The 20,069-nt window shown below is 38.4% G+C and carries 23 protein-coding genes; 1 reads left to right on the plus strand and 22 read right to left on the minus strand.

What is annotated here, in order from left to right; all coding sequences use genetic code 11:
- Positions 1 to 190 precede the first annotated feature (190 nt).
- From V7083_RS16350 to V7083_RS16380, 7 genes are read right to left on the minus strand one after another with little or no spacing between them, the layout of a single operon-like run.
- Positions 191 to 1,168 (minus strand): biotin--[acetyl-CoA-carboxylase] ligase, encoded by a 978-nt coding sequence (locus V7083_RS16350; RefSeq protein ID WP_335479747.1) that lies wholly within the window; start codon positions 1,166 to 1,168, stop codon positions 191 to 193.
- The gene (locus V7083_RS16355) at positions 1,153 to 2,352 is read right to left on the minus strand and encodes a CCA tRNA nucleotidyltransferase (RefSeq protein WP_335479749.1); all 1,200 of its coding nucleotides are present in this window, start codon (positions 2,350 to 2,352) and stop codon (positions 1,153 to 1,155) included. The genes V7083_RS16350 and V7083_RS16355 overlap by 16 nt, the downstream gene beginning before the upstream one ends.
- Positions 2,353 to 2,360: 8 nt before the next feature.
- Positions 2,361 to 3,488 (minus strand): N-acetyl-alpha-D-glucosaminyl L-malate synthase BshA, encoded by a 1,128-nt coding sequence (gene bshA / locus V7083_RS16360; RefSeq protein WP_335479752.1) that lies wholly within the window; start codon positions 3,486 to 3,488, stop codon positions 2,361 to 2,363.
- A gap of 2 nt (positions 3,489 to 3,490) precedes the next feature.
- Positions 3,491 to 4,198, minus strand: a complete 708-nt coding sequence (gene bshB1, locus V7083_RS16365) for a bacillithiol biosynthesis deacetylase BshB1 (protein ID WP_335479754.1) — start codon at positions 4,196 to 4,198, stop codon at positions 3,491 to 3,493.
- Positions 4,195 to 4,608 (minus strand): methylglyoxal synthase, encoded by a 414-nt coding sequence (gene mgsA, locus V7083_RS16370; RefSeq protein WP_335479756.1) that lies wholly within the window; start codon positions 4,606 to 4,608, stop codon positions 4,195 to 4,197. The genes bshB1 and mgsA overlap by 4 nt, the downstream gene beginning before the upstream one ends.
- Positions 4,609 to 4,620: 12 nt before the next feature.
- A complete protein-coding gene (dapB, locus tag V7083_RS16375; RefSeq protein ID WP_335479758.1) occupies positions 4,621 to 5,424 on the minus strand; it encodes a 4-hydroxy-tetrahydrodipicolinate reductase in 804 nt (267 codons plus the stop codon).
- Between the two features lie 5 nt (positions 5,425 to 5,429).
- On the minus strand, positions 5,430 to 5,756 hold the full coding sequence (locus V7083_RS16380; RefSeq protein WP_335479796.1) for a nucleotide pyrophosphohydrolase: 327 nt from the start codon (positions 5,754 to 5,756) through the stop codon (positions 5,430 to 5,432).
- Between the two features lie 201 nt (positions 5,757 to 5,957).
- On the opposite strand from V7083_RS16380, the gene V7083_RS16385 reads away from it, so the two are divergent.
- Positions 5,958 to 6,830, plus strand: coding sequence for a YitT family protein (locus V7083_RS16385; RefSeq protein WP_335479760.1), 873 nt, complete (start codon positions 5,958 to 5,960; stop codon positions 6,828 to 6,830).
- Positions 6,831 to 6,951: 121 nt separating this feature from the next.
- Here V7083_RS16385 and V7083_RS16390 read toward each other — a convergent pair whose 3' ends face one another.
- The 15 genes from V7083_RS16390 to aroC form a co-directional block, all read right to left on the minus strand.
- Positions 6,952 to 7,632, minus strand: coding sequence for a zinc metallopeptidase (locus tag V7083_RS16390; protein ID WP_335479762.1), 681 nt, complete (start codon positions 7,630 to 7,632; stop codon positions 6,952 to 6,954).
- Between the two features lie 61 nt (positions 7,633 to 7,693).
- Positions 7,694 to 8,488, minus strand: a complete 795-nt coding sequence (gene ypjB, locus V7083_RS16395; protein WP_335479764.1) for a sporulation protein YpjB — start codon at positions 8,486 to 8,488, stop codon at positions 7,694 to 7,696.
- 78 nt (positions 8,489 to 8,566) lie between these two features.
- A complete protein-coding gene (locus V7083_RS16400) occupies positions 8,567 to 9,157 on the minus strand; it encodes a DUF1405 domain-containing protein (protein ID WP_335479767.1) in 591 nt (196 codons plus the stop codon).
- 86 nt (positions 9,158 to 9,243) lie between these two features.
- The gene (locus V7083_RS16405; RefSeq protein ID WP_335479769.1) at positions 9,244 to 10,017 is read right to left on the minus strand and encodes a menaquinol-cytochrome c reductase cytochrome b/c subunit; all 774 of its coding nucleotides are present in this window, start codon (positions 10,015 to 10,017) and stop codon (positions 9,244 to 9,246) included.
- Between the two features lie 54 nt (positions 10,018 to 10,071).
- Positions 10,072 to 10,746, minus strand: a complete 675-nt coding sequence (qcrB, locus tag V7083_RS16410) for a menaquinol-cytochrome c reductase cytochrome b subunit (RefSeq protein ID WP_335479771.1) — start codon at positions 10,744 to 10,746, stop codon at positions 10,072 to 10,074.
- A 3-nt stretch (positions 10,747 to 10,749) separates the two neighbouring features.
- On the minus strand, positions 10,750 to 11,259 hold the full coding sequence (locus V7083_RS16415) for a ubiquinol-cytochrome c reductase iron-sulfur subunit (RefSeq protein ID WP_335479773.1): 510 nt from the start codon (positions 11,257 to 11,259) through the stop codon (positions 10,750 to 10,752).
- Positions 11,260 to 11,399: 140 nt separating this feature from the next.
- Positions 11,400 to 11,864 (minus strand): YpiF family protein, encoded by a 465-nt coding sequence (locus tag V7083_RS16420; RefSeq protein WP_335479775.1) that lies wholly within the window; start codon positions 11,862 to 11,864, stop codon positions 11,400 to 11,402.
- Between the two features lie 100 nt (positions 11,865 to 11,964).
- Positions 11,965 to 12,531: a ReoY family proteolytic degradation factor gene (locus V7083_RS16425; protein ID WP_335479777.1), complete on the minus strand. Its 567-nt coding sequence runs from the start codon at positions 12,529 to 12,531 to the stop codon at positions 11,965 to 11,967.
- Positions 12,532 to 12,561: 30 nt separating this feature from the next.
- Positions 12,562 to 13,827 carry a tetratricopeptide repeat protein gene (locus tag V7083_RS16430; RefSeq protein ID WP_335479779.1) on the minus strand — a complete coding sequence of 422 codons (1,266 nt, stop codon included), beginning with the start codon at positions 13,825 to 13,827 and terminating at the stop codon, positions 12,562 to 12,564.
- A 295-nt stretch (positions 13,828 to 14,122) separates the two neighbouring features.
- The gene (aroA, locus tag V7083_RS16435) at positions 14,123 to 15,412 is read right to left on the minus strand and encodes a 3-phosphoshikimate 1-carboxyvinyltransferase (RefSeq protein ID WP_335479781.1); all 1,290 of its coding nucleotides are present in this window, start codon (positions 15,410 to 15,412) and stop codon (positions 14,123 to 14,125) included.
- Positions 15,413 to 15,434: 22 nt separating this feature from the next.
- Positions 15,435 to 16,541 carry a prephenate dehydrogenase gene (locus V7083_RS16440; RefSeq protein WP_335479783.1) on the minus strand — a complete coding sequence of 369 codons (1,107 nt, stop codon included), beginning with the start codon at positions 16,539 to 16,541 and terminating at the stop codon, positions 15,435 to 15,437.
- Between the two features lie 29 nt (positions 16,542 to 16,570).
- Positions 16,571 to 17,662, minus strand: a complete 1,092-nt coding sequence (gene hisC / locus V7083_RS16445) for a histidinol-phosphate transaminase (RefSeq protein WP_335479786.1) — start codon at positions 17,660 to 17,662, stop codon at positions 16,571 to 16,573.
- Between the two features lie 28 nt (positions 17,663 to 17,690).
- Positions 17,691 to 18,065: a chorismate mutase gene (gene aroH / locus V7083_RS16450; RefSeq protein WP_335479789.1), complete on the minus strand. Its 375-nt coding sequence runs from the start codon at positions 18,063 to 18,065 to the stop codon at positions 17,691 to 17,693.
- 13 nt (positions 18,066 to 18,078) lie between these two features.
- Positions 18,079 to 19,152, minus strand: a complete 1,074-nt coding sequence (aroB, locus tag V7083_RS16455; RefSeq protein WP_335479791.1) for a 3-dehydroquinate synthase — start codon at positions 19,150 to 19,152, stop codon at positions 18,079 to 18,081.
- On the minus strand, positions 19,152 to 20,069 hold a 918-nt coding region (aroC, locus tag V7083_RS16460), incomplete at its 5' end, for a chorismate synthase (protein ID WP_335479792.1). The genes aroB and aroC, both read right to left, overlap by 1 nt.

The following is a 20,069-nucleotide window of genomic DNA, read 5'->3' on the forward strand; positions in this document are numbered from 1 at the left end:
CACCTGTGGCCTGGATTTCCGCTTTGCTGGCCGAAGTTAGAGCTTCTTCGAACACTTGATGCTTAAATCTTCTCATAGCGGTCTGAAGTAAAATGTTTTTTAGATTAAAGTTTTTATAATCATTCAAATACTATTTTCGTAATAAAACAATGGTAGTTCTGACGATTATTTGGTTTAGGTTTTAGTTTATTTAAATCTCAATATCCGCGGAATATACGTGATGGATTGTTCCGGAGGAGTCTTCTAGTTTTAAGACACCTTCATCGGTAATTCCGAGGGCTTTTCCTTCAATCACATTGGTAATCGTTCTCGCTCTGATTGTTCTTCCGATACTGACGGCATAACTTTCCCATAAGATTTTAATCGGCAAAAAGCCTTGATTCAAATAGATGATATACAGTTTTTCAAAATGCTTACATATATTTCTGATTAAATTTGCCCGCGAGACTGTTTCACCCTTCTCTATATAGAGAGAACTGGCGATTTTTTGAATATCTTCAGGAAAATCCTCTTTCTTTTGATTTACATTTATACCCATTCCAATGATGATAGAATGAATCCGGTCTGCTTCTGCCTGGAGTTCCGTAAGAATTCCAGTTATTTTTTTTCCGTTAACTAATAAATCATTGGGCCATTTTATTTCTGGGACTATGCCAGTGGTCTCTTCAATTGCCTGAACGATCGCGACTGCTGTTAGCAAGGTTAATTGGGGTGCTTTTATTAGCTGAATATTGGGTCTCAAAATGAGGCTCATCCAAATACCGGTATACTTGGGAGAATGCCATTTTCGATTCATTCTGCCTTTCCCGGATTTTTGCTCCTCTGCAATCACCACCGTGCCTTCTGGTGAATCAGAACTAGCAAGTTGGTTTGCAATTTTTTGGGTAGAATCCACCGTTTCTTGATAATAAATGTTTTTACCGATGAACTCTGTAACTAACCCTAACCGAATTTCATCAGCAGTAATCCTTTCGGGCGTTTTAACTATTCGATAGCCTTTTTTTCTTACTGCTTCTAATTCAAAGCCCTCTTTACGCAATTCCTCAATATGCTTCCAAACTGCTGTTCTTGAGCAGCCGATCAGCTCCGCCAAATATTGACCAGAAAGGAAAGATTCACCTGTCTCTGTAAAAGCATCAAGCAGTTTTTTTCTTATTTCTGACTGCACGTCATAAGCCACTCCTTAATTCTTTGGTAATCATTTAACACGTTTCCTTCCAAAATCCCCGTTTCCACCTTTTCGAGAGTCTCCTTGACCCACGGTCCGCCTTTGCGATTAAACCAAGTCAACAAATCATTACCTGTCACCTTAAGTTCTGAACGTTCTTTAATAGGCAATTCCTGATATCTTTTAAGCCAAAAGTCAATGGAATTATGATTTTCGCTGCCTAGAATAACTGAATAAAGCCTTTCAACAGACATGATTGTATTGCCACCTGCTAGATATAAATCATAAACAGTCCATTTTTTTTGTAGTCTCAGCGTAAAGAACCTGAAAATATGGGAAATTTCCTTGACTTCCTTAATAGATAAACGCCACTCTCTTAAGAATGTATCAATTTGATTTTCAGGCACTTTTAAACAATGGAGTAATAAAACCCACATTTCTGATAAATTGAGGGTTTCACTTTTATAAGAAATCATGCTTCCTATCAAGTGTTTTTGATTTTGAAGTCCAGGTAAATATTTATATAAACTAGAGTCTAGAAGGATTTTCAATGCTTGTCTTCTGTTTTGCCCGATAAGCAACTTTTCAAACTCAGTACGTTTCCGTTCAACGGCAATTTTATCCAGCAAATAATTGAATTTTGACAGTGCTTCAAGTGTTTCCTCATCAATTCGGAAGGATAACTGGCTGGCAAATCGGACTGCACGCATCATTCTTAACGCGTCTTCATGGAAGCGATCTTGAGACGGACCAACTGTTTTAATCAATTGTGCTTTAATGGCGTCTTGGCCTTTATAAGGATCAAAAATCGTTCCAAAGCGGTCCATCGCCATAGCGTTCATCGTAAAATCTCTTCGCTGCAGATCCTCCTGTAAATTACGGATAAAAGCGACTTCCTTTGGCCTGCGAAAATCAACATATTCTCCTTCCGTTCTAAACGTGGTGATCTCATAAGATCTTTGATTATGTAAAACGAGTACCGTACCATGTTCGATTCCCACATCCACTGTTTTCCGAAAAATTCTTTTTACCTCTTCCGGGGTAGCAGATGTGGCAATATCCACATCACTAATTTGTTTATTTAATAAGTAATCCCTTACAGAACCACCGACAAAATAAGCCTCGAAACCAGCTTCAACTAACTTCTCTAATACCGGTACTGCTGATAAAAAGGGTTCCTTCATATCTTCACCTAATTCAGTAGCTTAAAATAAAGCTCTTCATATTGTTCAACAATTTTTTCAGCTTTAAAGGTTGTATTTACTGCTTCCACAGAGCGCATTGAAAATTGCTTGTGTTTTTTTTCATCAGATAATAAGGCTATTGATTTCTCAGCAATCTCATCAATATCGCCCACCTCGCAAAGAAATCCAGTTTCCCCCTGTTGGATGACTTCCGGAATACCACCTATATTCGTTCCAATGCAAGGAACACCACAAGCCATTGCTTCTAAAACTACTAAACCAAAACTTTCTTTTTCTGATAATAAGAGCTTTAGGTCACTAATGGAATATAATTCCTCTAAATTTTCCTGCTTTCCAAGGAACATAACCTGATCCTCAAGTGCCAACTGTTTAACCAATTTACAAATCACTGTCATTTCCGGGCCGTCCCCTACAAGTAGAAGCTTTGCTGGCATTGCTGATGCAATTCTGGCAAAGGATTTTATGACATCCTGTACCCGTTTGACCGCCCTGAAGTTAGAAACATGGATGATAACCTTTTCGTCATCCTTTATGCCAAATTCCGTCCGTAAGTGATCAGAATTAGTTTTTCGATAAATTCGCTCGTCTATAAAATTATAGACTGTTTCAATTTGTTTATCCGGGTGGATCAGCTCGTAGGTTTGTTGAACCAGTGAGTTTGAAACCCCTGTGACGATGTCTGATTTTTCAATACCAAATTTAATGGCATCTGCCAGGGATGGGTCATAACCCAATACAGTTATATCCGTGCCATGTAAAGTTGTAACTATTTTTACATCTCTGCCGGCCATTTGTTTAGCTAAAATGGCGCATACCGCATGGGGAATCGCATAATGAACATGAAGGATGTCCAGCTTTTCACGAGTTGCCACCTCTGCCATTTTACTGGCCAATGCAATATCATACGGGGGATATTGAAAAACAGAATAAGGATTCACTTCTACTTGGTGGAAATAAATATTATGATAGATTTTATTTAACCGAAAAGGGATGCTTGAGGTAATAAAATGGATTTCATGCCCCTTTTCTGCCAACATTTTTCCTAGCTCAGTAGCGATCACTCCAGATCCGCCTACAGATGGATAACAGGTTATTCCGATTTTTAACTTCCTCATATTTACTCTCCAATCAAATCATGCTTTAACAGAATCGGAATCTTTGTTTTGAAGCCCTCCGCAAATTGAACACCAACAAGCTTTCCAAACATTCTTTCCCTTGCTTCTACTGTTTCTATGTACCCATTTACAAGAGGAGTATCGACACTTTCCTCCGTTACTTCAAATTGGCTTTTGTATGCTCTTAAGGCTGCTAGTTTCTGATCCATGTTCTCCGTAATATCTATGGTAAAATCCGGCTGATGAAATCCATTTATCATATAAAAATAAAGTCTCTCCACTTTATGAGGCTGATTACACTGTTTTGTCGTATATTTTCTAATCCCAGCAGAAAAAACGGCCTCCTCAACAAGCCGAGCACAGTTTCCATGATCCGGATGCCTATCCTCAAAATATGGGGCGAAGACAATTTTTGGTCGATGTTTTCTTATTTCATCCGCTATTTTGCTTATGTATTCATCATTGAGATATAATCCCCGATCTGGAAGTCCGAGAGAATTCCGATAAGAAACCCCTAAAAGTTCAGCTGCAAGATTTGCCTCTTGTTTTCTGAGAGTAACATTGCCATTGGACGAAAGATCCGCAAACGTTAAATCACATATTCCAATTTTATATCTATCGGAAGCAAGCTTGGCAATCGTGCCAGCCATGCCGATTTCCACATCATCAGCATGGGCGCCAAATGCCAAAATATGCAGCCTTTCACTCATTTTCCTTCACCATTTTCGTGTACAATTTTTCTCCAGTCCAGCAGTCCTTGATCTAGCCCTCTAATTAATAATTCAGCTGTCCCCATATTGGTTGCCAAAGGAATGGAATAAACATCACATAATCTTACTAGAGCCGTAACATCAGGTTCATGTGGCTGAGCAGTTAATGGATCACGGAAAAAGAAAATCGCATCCATTTGATCCTTTGCTATCATTGCTCCAATTTCTTGATCTCCACCAAGCGGTCCTGATTTAAATCGGGTAATCGGTAATCCGGTTGCCTCATTTATTCGCGTGCCGGTAGTTCCAGTTGCAAATAATTGATGCTTTGCAAAAATATGTTGATAAGCTGTAGCGAATTGTACTAAATCATTTTTCTTTTGATCATGAGCGATTAACGCAATATTCATAATTGGTCTCCCCTACCCTAGAATATTTTCAAGGCCATACACAAATTGATTTTGTTTCATGACTGTTTCAACAGCAACTTTTACACCTGACATAAAGGATCCACGATGGTAAGAATCATGACGTATAGTCAAGGTTTGTCCATCTGACCCAAATAGAACTTGTTGATGAGCAATTAAACCTGGCAATCGAACAGAATGAATGTGCATGCCATCAAATTCCGCGCCCCGAGCCCCTTTAATGGTTTCCTTTTCATGTGGATGCCCTTGCGTTTTTGATTCTCTGACAGCCGAAATCATTTCGGCCGTTTTAACAGCTGTCCCGGATGGTGCATCCAGTTTTTGATCATGGTGTAACTCGATTATTTCAACATCGTTGAAATATTTAGCAGCCATTTGTGAAAATTTCATCATTAAAACGGCACCAATTGCGAAGTTTGGGGCAATAATACAACCAAGCTCTTTTTCAAGGCAAATCCGTTCCAATTCTGCCAGCTGTTCTTTTGTAAATCCAGTTGTTCCTACTACAGGTCTGACATTATATTTTAAAGCAGTTGATGTATGATACATTCCTGATTCCGGTGTCGTCAGATCAATTAATACATCTGCCTCAACCTCTTGAAAACATTTTTCAATATCGGTATAAACTGGGACATTATGTATCGAATGAAACCCTTCTAAATCACTTAACATGATCCCGTCATGTTTATGGTCCACGGCTGCAACTAGTGAAAAATGTTCAGTATTGGCAACGAGCTGAACCGCTTCTCTACCCATTCTCCCTCGGGGACCGGCAATGATAATTCTAATATTCACCATTTAAATCACTCCATATTATCCTGATTTATTCTCGTCCAACGGTTTTTATCCCGTGTATTAAATTTATGCATGACCGCATCATGCGCCTTTTGTAGATCTATATTTTGGGAGTTAGCAAAACAGATTAACACAAATAGAAGATCCCCAAGTTCTTCCTCAATGGTTTTTGCCGTTTCACTTGTTTTTTTAGGTTTTTCTCCGTAATAATGGTTCACCTCTCTCGCTAATTCTCCCAATTCCTCTGTTAACCTAGCAAGCATTGCTAAAGGACTAAAATACCCTTCTTTAAATTGGCTTATGTATTGATCTACTTCTAATTGAAGATCCTTCATTGATTTTTGCTTACTCAACCAATTCACCACCAATACCGTTATTATTGAATTTTTTCTACTATCATGTTAGCTAAATTATGAGCTTTTTACAAATGTTTTTGATTTTCAATAACATCCTCTGACTGTCATTGCTCTTAATCCGTTTATTCGATATAATAAAAACCGCCAATCTTTGAAAATGTTGGCAAGGGAGGAATATGAATGATATTTGGTCTTAAAATAAAAAATATAGCCTTTATCCTTTTAGGAACGGCAATTATGTCATTTGGTCTGGTAACTTTTAATATGCAAAATAAGCTGGCTGAAGGCGGGTTCACTGGTATTACTTTACTTTTGTATTTCTTGTTTCATTGGGACCCATCCTATACGAACTTAATCCTAAATATTCCTCTATTTTTTATAGGCTGGAAACTGTTAGGTCGCAATTTATTTATTTATACCATTATAGGAACTGTCGGTGTTTCCATTTTCCTTTGGATCTTTCAACGTTATCCAATCGATATGCCTTTAACAAGTGATTTAACACTAGCAGCTCTTTTTGCAGGTGTATTTACGGGTATTGGCTTAGGTATCATTTTTAGATATGGTGGAACAACCGGCGGGGTTGACATTATTGCCAGACTTGTTCAGAAATACATAGGTTGGAATATGGGGAAAACGATGTTCATGTTTGATGCATGTGTTATTGCTCTTTCACTCATTACCTATTTAAATTACAAACAAGCTATGTACACACTGGTAGCTGTGTTTGTTGGTGCAAGAGTTATTGACTTCATTCAGGAAGGGGCCTATTCTGCACGCGGTGCCATGATTATTTCAGAAAAGAATGAGAGAATTGCCGAAAAAATCTTGGAAGAAATGGGACGGGGAGTTACTGCATTAAAGGGATACGGTTCTTACACAAAAAGTGAACGTGATGTACTATATTGTGTGGTTGCAAAAAATGAAATCATGAGGTTAAAGAATACCATTACCTCAGTAGATCCTCATGCTTTTATATCGATCTCCATCGTCCATGATGTCCATGGAGAGGGATTTACTTTGGATGAAAATAAAATGCCAATTATCGATTAGAAGATTCTTGATTTAGCGAACCATCGGGCTAAGAAAAAGCCACAATTGTACTTATGTCTAATAGAATAGCTAACTTTTCTTTCACCAAAAAAGCAATGTCGTCATGGACATTGCTTTTTATTTAATCCTCATCTCTATTCATTCCAGTAAATATTAACACCAATCTTAATAGTTCTAGAACAGCAACTGCAGCAGCTGCTACATAAGTAAGCGCAGCGGCATTTAAAACTTTTCTTGCTTCTCTTTCCTCATTGTTACTGATTAATCCAAGTGATACTACCTGATCCATCGCCCTGCTGGAGGCATTAAATTCTACAGGTAGTGTAATAATTTGGAACAGGACTGCTGCCGCCATGAAAATGATCCCAAGTAGCAACATGCCACTTATATGGGCTAAAATTCCAATAAAGATAAGGATCCAAGAAAAGTTTGAACCAATATTGGCAATTGGAACCATAGCATGGCGAAAACGTAAAAATGCATATTCTTGAGCATCTTGAATAGCATGTCCACATTCATGTGCTGCCACCGCTGCAGCAGCAATAGATTGACCGTGATAATTCTCTGGGGAAAGACGAACTGTCTTAGTACGTGGATCATAATGATCACTTAAGAATCCATGTCCTTCTTCAACGCCAACATCATATAATCCATTTGCATTTAAAATTTCCCTGGCAACTTCTGCACCTCTGCGGTAACTCGACGAAGCCACACGGGAATATTTTGCAAATGTATTTTTAACTCGCATTTGAGCCCAAATTGGAATGAGAACAATGATGGCAAAATAGATTATATATAACATGTTGGAACCTCTCCTATCTAGCTCTTGATGACTATCATTTTAGTAAAGCCCACTTACTGCGTCAATCTTTATGCTCTCTGGAACGGTTCAATTTTGTATCCTTTTCACCTTGATATTTTCTCCATCCGACGTAGGATAAAGTCATGATGATAATACTGCCAGTTGAAATGATAACCCACCAAATGGAAGGATCTGCTTCATCATCCTCCACATTTGTAAACAAGTTCTGTAAATCACTGTCAAGCTTGTCCAATTCCCGTTGACCTTCACTATCATGAAGAATCTGGGAACGATATTCATCAATAAATTTGATTCGAGCATCTAATCTTTGAATATTTTCTACCGGCACATCAATTTTCATACTTGGATAAATGACGTTGTATAAGGATAAAAAGGTGTTAAAATTGGAATGAAAATGCGCTGAATCTCCAGTTTTGGCGGATTCTTTTGCCTGATGGAAGGCATTCATAACTTGCTCTTCCATTTCCGTCCATAATGGTTGGTGACTAGTAGAAATAGCATCTATTACCAGTCTGAATTTGGTGAGTTTATTGATTCTTTCTTCATGTCTCATATCAGGACTTACTGCGGCTTCCATCGCTTCATCTCGGGAAGAATTTACAATTCTTACCTCATCTACCGTTAATGGATGTATAGCCCCACTCACACTGTTAAATTGAACAGAAAAGTAATCAAGCAATTTTTTCGCATCATCATATCTATGAAACTTTACCATCTGCAGAGCCTCATCAGATATATCATCCAGTTTCTCCATAGGAGTTTGTTGTTCAGCATAAGTTGTATTTGGAAGAAATAATAAAATAATGGCAACCAAAAGGAACCATTTATTTTTCAATTCTTGTCCCTCCTTTCATTACTATTAAAATGTATGAAGGGTTGGACAAGGTTAGACCAAATTTTGCACTATGAGTTATTAAATTTCCAATTTAAATCTATTTGGGCGTAAAGCAAAATAGTAGGCAATTCCGATTGAAGCGATTGAAAGCCAGAATGTGAAATAGCCTATTTCTGGAATATATTTATTTAACATTTGGTAGCTCGGCATCATAAAAAAAACATAGTCAATGATATCGTTATGTAAGGTCCATATAGCCGTAACGATTAAATGCCACCATTTTATCCGATAGAAAGGGGCATATAAAACTCCTTCCACCGCCATGGCAAAATGGGAGAATATCAGCATATACCCTTGCCATTCGAGGCCGCCTTGTACGACCATAACAAAAAGGTTCATGACCACAGCCCAAATTCCATATTTAAAAAGCGTAACAATCGCCAAGGCTTCTATTATGGGCCAATTTTTTCCCCATAAAAATGCAACCAAAGCCAAGCAAAAGAATAAACTTGCTGTTGGGCTGTCAGGGACAAAAGGCAGAAATAGAGTCGGAGTATTTTTCAACTGCCAACCGTACCAATAATATCCGTAAATAGTGCCTGCAATGTTAATAACTAATAAAAGTTTGAGGATTGATCTATTGGCCAAAATAGGATAAAGCCACCGCACACAAACTCCCCATTTCATCTATTTATTTAATAGGCTCTTAATAAAAAAGCTGACGCGATTGTCGTCAGCTTTTGTTTAGGTAATAATTATTTACTTCCAAGACCAGAAATGAACTCTGAAAGCTTTTTAAGCTGTTCATCATTGCCTTTAAAGACTCCAGCAGGCATTTTGCCTTTACCGTTTTTAGCTATTTTTTGAATTTCTTCAGGTTTTAAACCAGTTCCAATTAATGTTGGGGCACCGGCACCACCTTGGAAATTTTCACCGTGACAAGTGATACAGGTATTTTCTTTAGCAATTTGGTAGCCATCGCTGGTTTTATCAATATCTACCTTGGCAACAATTTTCCCTTGACGTTCAGCTGCTTTCCAGTCATGGGTAGCAACGGATTGCCATGTTAAGAATGTAATAGCCGCTAAAGCTAACAGCATAAAACCAGTTGCCAACGGGCGTCTAGACGGTCGGCGTTCAGGACCTCTGTCAATAAACGGAGCTAATAATAAACCTCCAAATGCCAGACCAGGAATAATCATGGCACCAATAACATTGTATGGTCCAGAAGCATAAGTATATTTTAATAATTGGTACAAGAATAAGAAATACCAGTCAGGTAATGGAATATATCCTGTATCAGTCGGATCCGCAATCCGTTCGAGCGGAGCCGGATGTGCAACAGTCAAGCATAAAAAGCCTACAAGAAAAACTGCCCCTACCATCCATTCTTTCAAAAGGAAGTTAGGCCAGAACGCTTCTGTTTTGCCAGGGTATTCCGAGTAATCTTTCGGAAGCTTTGGTGTACGTGCTTCTGGCGCCAAAACGCGAGAATCACCAACGAACTTCATACCTTTACCGCGATGCATCGAGCAATCCCCCTCCTTTATCCGTTTATATTCACTTTTTAATCAAAGTTAAAATCATAATGGTCCGGAAATACCTTGTCTACGAATCATGATAAAGTGTGCTGCCATTAAGCCCATCAGTACCCCAGGCAAGAAGAATACGTGAATGGCAAAAAATCGAGTTAGTGTTTGAGCCCCAACAATATGTTCGTGACCTGCAAGCAACACTTTTACATACGAACCGATAAAAGGAGTGGACTCAGCAATTTGAAGACCAACCTTTGTTGCAAACAGCGCTTTCATATCCCAAGGTAATAAATACCCAGTGAAACCTAATCCAAGCATAACGAAGAAGATCAGAACTCCTACAACCCAGTTTAGTTCACGAGGTTTTTTGTAAGCACCTTGAAAAAATACGCGTAATGTATGTAAGAACATCATTACAAGGACTAAACTTGCTCCCCAGTGATGCATGCCGCGGACTATTTGTCCAAATGCCACTTGGTTCTGGAGATAATAAACAGATTCCCAAGCATTTTTAATATCCGGTACATAGTACATAGTTAAAAACATACCGGAAAGAATTTGAATAACTGTTACAAAGAACGTTAAACCTCCAAAGCAATATACAAAAGCGGAAAAATGATGCGCCGGATTAACATGCTCCGGTACCTCATGGTCTGCGATATCTCGCCACAAAGGCGTAATATCTAAACGTTCATCTACCCAATCGTAAATTTTGTTTAACAATGATTACGCCTCCTTCCGTGGTGCTGCTTTTCCTAGATAAAGGTATCCATCTTTTTCTTTATACGGATATACATCAAGTGGCGCCAGTGGCGGTGTACCTTTAATGTTTGTTCCATCCTTGGTGTAACGTCCGAAATGGCATGGACAGAAGAATTGATTAGGAAAATCCTTATTTGTATTCCAGTTAACTGTACAGCCCAGATGTTTACAAACGGGTGATAGGGCTACGATTTTGTCTGAATCTTTATCTCGATAAACCCACGCAGTACTTGTTACTTCTGACTCATACCAAGCATCCTTTTGCTTAAAGGTAAAATCAACCCTTACAGGCTTATCGGTCAATTCAGAAACCTTCTGTTTAGTAGCAATGAATTCTCCGCCGCCTTCAGCTTTTAACACAGGATCAACAGCAAACCTAACCATTGGCATTAACATTCCGGCAGCCATGAAACCGCCTACCCCTGTCAACGTATAGCTCAAAAACTGTCTTCTTGAAACGCGCTCCTTACTCATGCTTATCCCCCCCTTTATTCACGAAGTAAGTCCATCGGACAATATTAAACACTTATAAAACTAGGACATAACAATGATATATCAATCTTTAGGTTAGGTCAATATCATACTATTTTAAATACATTTAATATCACTTATTTTTAATCTATTTCATGCCACTTGCGTGTAAAAACCGATAATAGCTGCTTTACATGGCTTTCAATCGTTTTCATTTTTTGTGAGTCATTCATATGCTGCATGGGAACGGATGGGAGCCATAATAGTGTACCAGCTAAATCCTTTTCAAACTCACGCCAATTTATATCACTCGTAATGTAAAATATATGTTTGAAATCTGCACTTTGGATGCTTTTCTCCCAATTTTCCAGGGAAGTTAAAGGGGGTTGATCTTGTCCGTTTTTTAAGTATGTAATCGGAGGGAACAATAAAACTCTGCCAGTGAATTGTTTTTCTAAATAACCTGTAAGTAATGTGATAAATTCTGCTGCTTCAGCAGATAATTGCATATCTTCTCCTAAAGCCACCGGGTATAAAGGTATGACAGCAGTATCAACATACTCTTTTGCACCTAAATACGTATCAATGTCTTGCGAAATCCACTTCATATTTGCACCAGCCTTTTGAAATCTATCCCAATAATATCATTATCTCCTGAATTAATAAACAAATGAGAGATCTAATTTAAAAAAGTCAAAAGAAGTTTGCTTAGCGCAAACTTCCTTCTTGTTCTGACTTAATAAGACGATTCAGTTTCTCCGTTAGCATTTCAAATGCTTGTCGGTCCTGTTGATCAAGGGCTTCATCAATTAATTGAAGGAGTTTTTCACGCTGAAAACGTTCAATACTGTGCTGCAATAGCTGTTCAGCTACTATTCCATCTTTCTCATTTACTTGCAGATGTTTAGGGACATATGGATTCTCTTCCAGAACAGCTACGTATTGATGTGCCTGATTTGAAGCATGAAAGTTTAATTGTATATAGATGTCTTCTTCCCGATTTAGGCGAATATCATGAAAGGATTTTTCAGCGTCTGTCGTCATCACGTTTTCTTTATAAAAACGGAATGGAACCTTATCAACACAATGAGTTGACATGATTAAACCACGCGGGCAATATTGCGCCTGTTCAACAAAATGAACTTTTTCCATTAGCTGATCATGACTCATTAAATAATTTAGAATCCAAACGCATTCTCTTCTTTTTAGTTGATAGTGATTTAAAAACCAGCGAATAAAATCCTTTTTCTCGTTGACAGAAACAGGGGTTGCCATAATGTTTCCCTCCTCTGCATATTCAGCTTTTTAATGATTCAAATCGGTTAATCTTTCAAGTGTGTCTAAGTACTCGGAATTGGTTGGATCCTCCACAAGTAACTGTTTAAAAATTTCGGCAGCACGGTCGGTTTTTCCTTCTTCAATTAAAAAATATCCATAATCTGATAAAAAGTCTGGATTTTGTTTAAAGAAAGTATATGCAACTTCATATTTGTCTAATGCTTGCGAAAAATCCTCAAGTTGATGATAAGCTACTGCTGCATCCCACAGAAGTTGCGGCTCCTCATCCTCAATAATGTCAAGTTGTGAAATGAGGTCAAGTACATCTTCATACCGTTCCTCCTGAATAAACAAACTACTCAATGTTAGAGCCGCATCGGTGAATCCAGGGTCGAGGGCAAGTGACTCGCGAAAGGACTTTTCTGCTTCTTCTGTAATCCCGAGTTTTAACGCGATCTTTCCACCGTAGAAAAATAGTTCCTTGTTAAATTGATCTTCCCTGATCCCCTCTTGAATTGTTTTCAAGCTGTTCTCTAAATCTTCTTCCCGCTCGTAAGCCTTAGCAAGATGTAAATATAGTGAGTGGTATTCTGGATCAAGTTCTTTCAGCTCAGTAAACTTTTCAATAGCTGTACGATTGTAGCCTGCCTGTAACGCGGTAAAAGCATAGCCGAATAAAGTATTAATTTCAAGTTTTTCTTCCAATGCTTTGTCATAATAAGGCAAAGCTTCTTCAAATGCTCCTGAAGAACTTAAAAGGTCAGCGATTCTTTGATGAATATTAACTCCCGCCATTTCGACGACTTCCTTTAAAACGCTTTCATATGCATTCATTGCCTTAGTTACTTCACCTTGCTCGCTGTAAAGTTCTCCCATTGCAAAATCAATCACGATCTCATTTGGCAATACTTCTTTTGCTTTTAGTAATTTGCTTTCGCAAACTTCGTAAAGCCCTTGTATTTGATAGAGATCTGCCAGAAGAAGCAATGATTGTCCAAAATGCACATCTTGTTCAGATATTTTTTCTAGAACAAGAATAGCAGCTTCTTCTTCCCCAGCCTCAACGAGAATTTCACCCAATAGAACAAGTATTTCCCCTTCTTCTGGATAAATTTCAAGCAAGTTTTCAGCAAGAGCCTTGGCTTCCTCCAGAAATCCTAATTGAAATAATTCCTCACTTAGAAGAAATTTCTCTTCAGGCTTTCCTTTTGTTAATACAACATTATATTCAATTAGAGCTTCATTATGTTGGCCATTTTCCAGCATCTGAATAATTTTATTCACTCTGTCCATAGTCTGATAACCTCTTCCCTTTACTTTAAAAAGAAATAGCATTCCCTGTTCTCTTTCCTTTTCAGGATGACCAAATCTTAGTTTAAAGTAAACATTTCAGCCTTGTAAATGCAATAACTTGTCTATTATATCATGATACTTTTTCTTTTCGACAATTAGGTCTCTACTTCCTTCTTTTTTAAGTAAAAGGGGTTAAAAGAAAATATTTTATGATGCATGTCTATATGTAAAACTATGCAGACATGAATTCGTCTATGACTTCAATAGAAAAAATAAAAGCTGCATGCAAGCAGCTTTATCTTGAAAGTTTATCTAAATGTGTAAAGAAATTTGGATAGGATACAGAGATGGCCTCTGATTGGTCGAGTTGAACTTCATCGTCGCACAATAGAGCTGCTATAGACAGCATCATGCCAATTCTATGATCACCATGACTTGAAACTTGTCCGCCCATTAATTTGCACTTTCCATTAATAATCATACCGTCATCTGTTGCCACAATAGAAACACCCAATTTTTGTAATTCATGAACAACTGTATCGATGCGATTGGTTTCTTTTACTTTTAATTCTTCAGCATCTTTAATAACGGTTACTCCTTCAGCCTGAGATGCAAGTAAAGCAATAATTGGGATTTCATCGATTAATTTAGGAATTAAATTCCCTTCGATCACGGTACCTTTTAGGTTGGAAGTTCTAACGACCAAATCACCTGCTGGTTCAAATTGACTTTGGTTTTGCTGGACGATCTCCAAATCTGCCCCCATTTTTTCCATGACTTCGATGATTCCGGTACGAGTCGGATTTAAACCAACATTTTTCAAGACAATCTCACTTTCAGGTAATATTGCTCCTGCAACTAAGAAAAACGCAGCGGAAGAAATGTCTCCAGGTACATGAATCTCGGTGCCGGTTAATTTTTGCCCACCCTTTACCTTGATTACATTGTGATCTTTTTTAATTTCTCCTCCAAACCAACGGATCATCCTTTCAGTATGATCACGGGTTTCCACCGGTTCGATAATAGTTGATTCCCCATCAGCTTGCAGACCTGCCAAAATTAGGGAAGATTTCACTTGGGCACTTGCAACCGGAAGTTCATAATGAATCGGTGCGAGACTGCCTCCTCGAACGGATATAGGTGTGTAACAGCCATTATTCCGTCCATCAATAGCCGCTCCCATTTTGGATAATGGTACGGTGACCCTAGTCATTGGTCTTTTGCCAATGGATTGGTCCCCTACTAAGGACGAGTGAAACGGGCGTCCTGCTAAAATTCCCAGAAGTAATCGAATGGTTGTTCCAGAATTACCTACATCTAAAATTTCTTTTGGCTCCGTTAATCCTGAGAAACCCTTTCCACTAATTCTTAGCTTTTCACCGTCTTCCTTAATAGTAACTCCTAATTTTCTGAAACAGGATATAGTGCTTAAGCAATCCTCACCAGGAAGAAAGTTGGTAACTATTGTTTCCCCATGTGCAATGGAACCAAACATAACTGAACGATGGGAGATGGACTTATCACCTGGTACTGTGATTTCTCCTCTTAAGCTTTTTACTTTTGTCTTAAGTTTTAATGAAGACATCTTATCACCTTTTACAATTCATTTAAGTACCTATTGATGTTGCATAGCTTGAATAGGTCAGAATACATTTTTCTGCTCTTTGCCGATCTTCATCAGTTTGAAAACTGATGACTAATACTCCATTAATATCCTCTCGTGTTTCGAGAATTCGAATGTTGGTAATACTAATTCGTTCCTTAGCCAAATAACCTGTAATTTCAGAGATGACCCCCGGATAATCCGGTACATCCACAAATAGATCATAAAAAGCAGGAATAGCACCTTTTTCTTTTGCCGGCAGTCCGTCGCGAAATTGCTTCGCCTGCTGAAAATACTGATAAATATCATCTGCATTGCCATTCTCTAAAATACCCTTTACCCAATTCATCTCATCTTGCCATTCCGTTAATAATTCGACTAAATTTTCACGATTATGGAGCAAGATGTCCTTCCACATTTCCGGACTACTTGAGGCGATTCTTGTGATATCCCGAAATCCCCCTGCAGCCAAACGCGGAATTAATGTTTCTGTTCCCGCCAATTTCTCTGTCTGCCGTACAATGGATGCAGCAATAATATGAGGGAAATGGCTGACAATGCCGGTCAAATAATCATGTGTTTCAGGTAAAATAGTCAAAAACTTTGCATGTGTTCCTTTTAACCAGGTTTTAAGTAATTCTACCTGGGCGTTTTCGACATGATTTTCAGGTGTCAAAAGATAAAAGGCATTCTCAAATAAGATCTCTTTTGCAGCCGTAACTCCACTTTTGTGAGAACCAGCCATTGGGTGGCCGCCGATAAAAGTAAATCCTTGTTCTTTTAGACAGTTTGCAGAATTAACAATGGTCCGTTTCGTACTGCCTGTGTCTGTTACAATTACATTTCTCTTCAATGGTAAATTTGCTAATAATTGAATAATGGATTGTGTTTCTTTAACCGGTGCTGCAATGATAATTAAGTCTGCTGAAATAGCTCCGTCACTAATATTTTCAGCAATTTCATCGATTACACCAAGCATCTTGGCAAGCCTTACCTGCTCACTATTGATATCGAATCCGAAAATAGAAGCAGTCGGATGCTCTTTTTTAATACATAGTGCCAATGAACCTCCGATTAATCCCAAACCTACTATAAAAATGCGGCCGTTCAAAAAATCTCCCCCTGCCCTAGGCCTTGCCTTTAGCGATTCGCCAAAAATTCCTTAATCGCACCTAGTACACCTTCATTTTCCTCATAAGAACCCACAGTAATCCTCGCCCCTGTTGGAAAACCTAAAGCTTTTCCAGAACGGACAATATAACCTTTTTCTAATAAATATTGAAATACTTCATCCCCTTCTATCTTGAAATCAATCAAAATAAAATTGGTTTGTGAAGGATAGTAATTCAAGCTATGCTGTTCACAAAAATCATAAAATTGTTGTAAACCCTGCCGATTTTTTTCTTTGCATGTTGTAATAAACTCTTGATCATCCAAAGCAGCTGCTGCCGCCATTTGTCCTAATGTATTTACATTAAATGGCTCCCTTGCAGGTTCCAACGCTTTGATAATTTGTGGATTGGCCACACCATACCCGACTCTTAAAGCTGCTAATCCATATATCTTCGAGAATGTTCTAAGCACGATTAAATTTTGATATCTACGAGTCAATTCAACGGATTGATAGTAATCTTCAGCTACCACATACTCGAAGTAAGCCTCATCGAGAACGACAAGAATATGATCCGGTACTTGATCTAAAAATCCGAGTAGTTTTTGCTTCTGAATATATGTACCAGTCGGATTATTCGGACTGCATAACCAAATGATATTTGTCTGTTCATCGATCGCTGCTAGCATAGCTTCCAAATCATGCTCACCATTTGCCAATAAAGAGATTTCTTTGAGTTTTGCTCCCTCAATAATGGCATTATGACGGTACTGCGAGAAACTAGGAGTTGCCATAATCGTGTTAGCACCAGGATGCAGTAGGGCCCTGGAAATGATTTGAATTATGTTATCAGAACCATTCCCAAGAATAAGCTCATTCTCCCTTACCTGTAAAAAAGCAGCAAGTTTTTCTCTTAAACGTGTCGCATACCCGTCAGGATAAATGGCCAAGCTATTCGGATTTGTTTGAAGGGCTTCAAGTGCCAATGGTGAACATCCAAATGGATTTTCATTAGAAGCAAGCTTAATGATTTTATCTAAATTAAATTGTTTTTTTACAGAGTCAATTGATTTCCCCGGCTGATAAGGAGTTAGTGATAACAATTGTTCTTTCCATCTCATTTTCCCCACTCCAATTCAAAAAAATATTTTATAGGGCTAAGCTATTTGGCAGGTCTGGTCTTAGTACCTTTGCTCCATTTAAATATACATGTTTTATTTCAGATTGAGGTAATTCAGTATTTAAATGGATCATGATACGCACACACATTTTTAGTGCATTAGGAACAGATATCTCTTGCATACACATAACTGGAACATATGTCCACCCTTCAAATTTTCGTAAAGCCCTTGCTGGAAAAGCAGCAGTCAGATCATTAGTAGTTGAGATAAACACAGAAGCAACAGCTTCGGCTTGTATATCATTTACTTTTATTAATGCAGCAACTAGTTCCTCAGTCGCAGAAATAATGATATCCTGATCATCCATGTGAACCGTGGTTGCTCCTCTAATCCCTCTAATCATGAGATTCCTCCCCTCAGTTGAAATGATTTAGATTGTCTAATATGACGGTATCCGCAATTTTTCTTAAAACTGGCTGTCCTACTTGTTCAAGTAACACAAAATGGACAGACTCCCCAATCGATTTTTTATCCTGCTTCATTTTATCCAATAATTTTTCATTGGTAAGATGATTAGGAAAAACGGTTGAGTAACCAAGTTTTTCAACCCATTTCTTAAATTCTTCTACATTAAACGAAAGACCCAGTAACTGATTACTTAACTTTAATGCGAAAATCATTCCAATCATGACAGCTTCACCATGGGTAAAATTACCATATCCCATTTCTGCCTCAATCGCATGTCCCAACGTGTGACCAAAATTTAAAAAGGCACGAACCCCTGTTTCTTTTTCATCCCTGCTGACAAATGCATTTTTAATCTTAATACCCCGGTTTAAAGAATAGGACAACTGTTGTTGATTTAGCTGATCTAAATCACATATATTCGTTTTCAGCCATTGATAAAAATCCGCATCATAAATAAGAGCATGTTTAATAACCTCGGCAAACCCCGAGCGAATTTCACTAGGAGGGAGGGTTTTTAAAAAATCCAAATCATAAAAAACTGCCTCAGGTTGATAGAATGCACCAATCATATTTTTACCTTGAGGATGGTTGATTGCCACCTTACCACCAACTGCACTATCATGAGCTAAAATAGTTGTCGGAATTTGGATAAACGGGACACCTCGCATAAAAGTAGCCGCCACAAATCCTGATAAATCTCCAATTGCTCCTCCACCAAATGATAATACAATCGATTTTCGATCTAGACGGTTTTCAAGTGCAACAGTAAGGGCTTCATAGTATACTTCGAAGGTTTTGGCTTTTTCACCGGTTGGAGCCGTAAAAACAATCGGATTCCACTTTCCCAGAACACCTAACAGACGCTGAAGATGCAGCTTAGAAACGGTTTCATCTGTTATAATTAATATTCTAGTTAAGCTATTAAAATGAGTCTGTAAAAAAGAACTTAGTTCTTCAATAACACCTTCCCCCACAAAGGCATTGTATTGTTTTGACTCAGCTTGGATTTGAATAGTCTCCATTAAAATTCCCTCACATATTCTCGCTGCTTTTGAATCTCACTCGCTAAGGTTTCGAAACGGTCGCTATAAAACTGGTCGATTAATGCATTGGCAAGCTCCCAAGATACTACACTTTCTGCAACGACAGCTGCAGCTGGAACCGCACAACTGTCTGAACGCTCAATACTAGCAGAAAAAGGTTCTTTTGTTTCAATATCCACACTCATTAATGGTTTATATAAAGTAGGAATAGGTTTCATAACCCCACGAACAACAATCGGCATTCCAGTTGACATTCCGCCCTCAAAACCGCCAAGCCTATTCGTTTTACGAGAATACCCCTTCCCTTGTTCCCATATAATTTCATCATGCACTTCACTTCCAGGCTTTCTTGCTGCCTCAAAGCCAATTCCAAATTCAACACCCTTAAACGCGTTGATACTAACAATTGCCGCTGCAATTTTTGCATCTAATTTTCGATCGAAGTGAACATAACTACCGACTCCTGCTGGCATTCCTGTCGCAACTACCTCTACTATTCCACCGATAGAGTCTCCATTTTGTTTCGCTTCATCAATGGCTTGCATCATTTTTTGCTCAGCATTCTCATCAGCAGTACGTACTGGTGAATTTTCTGTAATTTCCTTCAATTTCTCCACGGAAAGTTCCGGGTTAATACTGGCCTTAATTCCGGCTATTTCCACTACGTAACCTACTACCTGAATCCCCAATAAAGATAATAGTTTTTTTGCAACGGCACCTGCCGCTACACGTACGGTAGTTTCCCGAGCCGAAGACCGCTCAAGGACATTTCGCATATCCCTGTGGCCGTATTTCATGGCACCGTTTAAATCAGCGTGTCCAGGACGAGGGCGGCTGACTTTTCGTTTTACTTCTTCCTCAAGCACTTCATCAAGAGCTTCGGATCCCATAATTTT

The sequence above is a fragment of the Bacillus sp. JJ1764 genome (assembly GCF_036962145.1).
Taxonomy (GTDB): domain Bacteria; phylum Bacillota; class Bacilli; order Bacillales; family Cytobacillaceae; genus Neobacillus.

Bases quoted from the DNA above. Each gene is read 5' to 3' on its own strand.
- V7083_RS16355 (WP_335479749.1), bottom strand. From the start codon at position 2,352: ATGAAGGAACCCTTTTTATCAGCAGTACCGGTATTAGAGAAGTTAGTT.
- bshA (WP_335479752.1), bottom strand. From the start codon at position 3,488: ATGAGGAAGTTAAAAATCGGAATAACCTGTTATCCATCTGTAGGCGGA.
- bshB1 (WP_335479754.1), bottom strand. From the start codon at position 4,198: ATGAGTGAAAGGCTGCATATTTTGGCATTTGGCGCCCATGCTGATGAT.
- mgsA (WP_335479756.1), bottom strand. From the start codon at position 4,608: ATGAATATTGCGTTAATCGCTCATGATCAAAAGAAAAATGATTTAGTA.
- dapB (WP_335479758.1), bottom strand. From the start codon at position 5,424: ATGGTGAATATTAGAATTATCATTGCCGGTCCCCGAGGGAGAATGGGT.
- V7083_RS16380 (WP_335479796.1), bottom strand. From the start codon at position 5,756: ATGAAGGATCTTCAATTAGAAGTAGATCAATACATAAGCCAATTTAAA.
- V7083_RS16385 (WP_335479760.1), top strand. From the start codon at position 5,958: ATGATATTTGGTCTTAAAATAAAAAATATAGCCTTTATCCTTTTAGGA.
- V7083_RS16390 (WP_335479762.1), bottom strand. From the start codon at position 7,632: ATGTTATATATAATCTATTTTGCCATCATTGTTCTCATTCCAATTTGG.
- V7083_RS16405 (WP_335479769.1), bottom strand. From the start codon at position 10,017: ATGCATCGCGGTAAAGGTATGAAGTTCGTTGGTGATTCTCGCGTTTTG.
- V7083_RS16415 (WP_335479773.1), bottom strand. From the start codon at position 11,259: ATGAGTAAGGAGCGCGTTTCAAGAAGACAGTTTTTGAGCTATACGTTG.
- V7083_RS16420 (WP_335479775.1), bottom strand. From the start codon at position 11,864: ATGAAGTGGATTTCGCAAGACATTGATACGTATTTAGGTGCAAAAGAG.
- V7083_RS16425 (WP_335479777.1), bottom strand. From the start codon at position 12,531: ATGGCAACCCCTGTTTCTGTCAACGAGAAAAAGGATTTTATTCGCTGG.
- V7083_RS16430 (WP_335479779.1), bottom strand. From the start codon at position 13,827: ATGGACAGAGTGAATAAAATTATTCAGATGCTGGAAAATGGCCAACAT.
- aroA (WP_335479781.1), bottom strand. From the start codon at position 15,412: ATGTCTTCATTAAAACTTAAGACAAAAGTAAAAAGCTTAAGAGGAGAA.
- hisC (WP_335479786.1), bottom strand. From the start codon at position 17,662: ATGAGATGGAAAGAACAATTGTTATCACTAACTCCTTATCAGCCGGGG.
- aroH (WP_335479789.1), bottom strand. From the start codon at position 18,065: ATGATTAGAGGGATTAGAGGAGCAACCACGGTTCACATGGATGATCAG.
- aroB (WP_335479791.1), bottom strand. From the start codon at position 19,152: ATGGAGACTATTCAAATCCAAGCTGAGTCAAAACAATACAATGCCTTT.